1 protein-coding gene is annotated in these 1,446 nt (G+C 37.9%); it reads left to right on the top strand.

The window, feature by feature from the left end:
- Positions 1-54 precede the first annotated feature (54 nt).
- Positions 55-1,409 (top strand): IS3 family transposase gene (locus RCJ95_RS23720; protein ID WP_369578567.1). Its coding sequence is split into 2 segments (ribosomal slippage): positions 55-508 and positions 508-1,409, totalling 1,356 coding nucleotides; the frame shifts between segments, so codons are not numbered across the junction.
- Positions 1,410-1,446: the final 37 nt, after the last annotated feature.

Raw genomic sequence — 1,446 nt, 5'->3', positions numbered from 1 at the left:
TGAACTGCACCCCAATTGTTAGACACATCTAACAATTGGAGGTGCATTTTTTTTATGGCTAAATATAGTGCAGAGGAAAAATTACAAGCAGCTTTACGATACTTAGAAGGCAAAGAAAGTTCACATGAAATTGCTAAATCGATTGGGACAGATCATAAGGCAATTCTTAATTGGGCTAAGCAATATGAATATAACGGTGTAAAGGCGTTTATAAAATCGTATACAAACTACACAGCACAGTTTAAACTAGACGTACTAAACTTCATGATTGAACACGGTACGTCCTTAATAGAAACAGCGGCTATCTTTGGTATAGCAGCTCCATCGTCCATTATTCATTGGCGAAAACAGTTTGAAACGAAAGGATTCGATGCCCTTCAATCAAAGAAAAAGGGGCGTCCATCCATGAAAAAAGAAACCAATAAACAACCAAAACAAACACCAGTAGAAGGCTCACCAGAAGCGCTTCAAGCTCGTATCAAGCAGCTTGAAATGGAAAACGAGTATTTAAAAAAGTTGAACGCCTTAGTTCAAGCCAAGGACACATCACCAAAGAAGACAAAGTAAAGGTCATCTATGAATTAAGGCATAAATACTCGGTGAAGGCACTTGTCGCATTCGCACAGATTCCACGTAGTACCTATTATGACTTAGTGAAGAAACTGAATCGTCCAGATCCAGATACCGACTTAAAGGCCGAAATTCAATCCATCTATAACGAACATGAAGGCCGTTACGGATACCGTCGCGTTCGTGATGAACTCGCAAATCGTGGACGAAGAGTGAATCATAAGAAGGTACAACGTATCATGAAAACACTTAATTTAAAATGCGTAGTCAGAATGAAAAAGTATAAATCATATAAAGGGACAGTCGGTAAAATCGCACCGAATATTTTAGACCGAAATTTTACAGCTGAAGCCCCTAATGAAAAGTGGGTAACAGATATTTCAGAGTTTAAATTGTTTGGTGAAAAACTCTATTTATCTCCTGTTCTAGACTTATTTAACGGAGAGATTATTACTTACACAATTGGTTATCGACCAACGTATTCACTTGTTTCAGAAATGTTGGAGAAAGCATTAGAGAAGTTACCAGAGGAACGCCAATTACTGATGCATTCCGATCAAGGCTGGCATTATCAAATGAAGCAATACCGTCACGCACTTGCATCAAAAGGCATTGTGCAAAGTATGTCACGTAAAGGCAACTGTTATGACAACTCGGTAATGGAGAATTTCTTTGGGATATTGAAATCGGAATTCCTTTATTTAAAGGAGTTCGAAAGTGTTGAGCATTTTAAATTGGAACTCGAAAACTATATAACGTATTACAACACGAAACGAATTAAGGCAAAATTAAAACTGAGTCCGGTACAATACCGAACTCAGTTTACCCAAGCAGCCTAAATCAAATAACCGTGTCTAACTTTTAGGGGTCACTTCA

The sequence above is a fragment of the Lysinibacillus sp. BSL11 genome, assembly GCF_052928325.1.
Note: the sequence above shows the minus strand (reverse complement) of the source record. Positions and strands in the feature narration are given on the sequence as shown.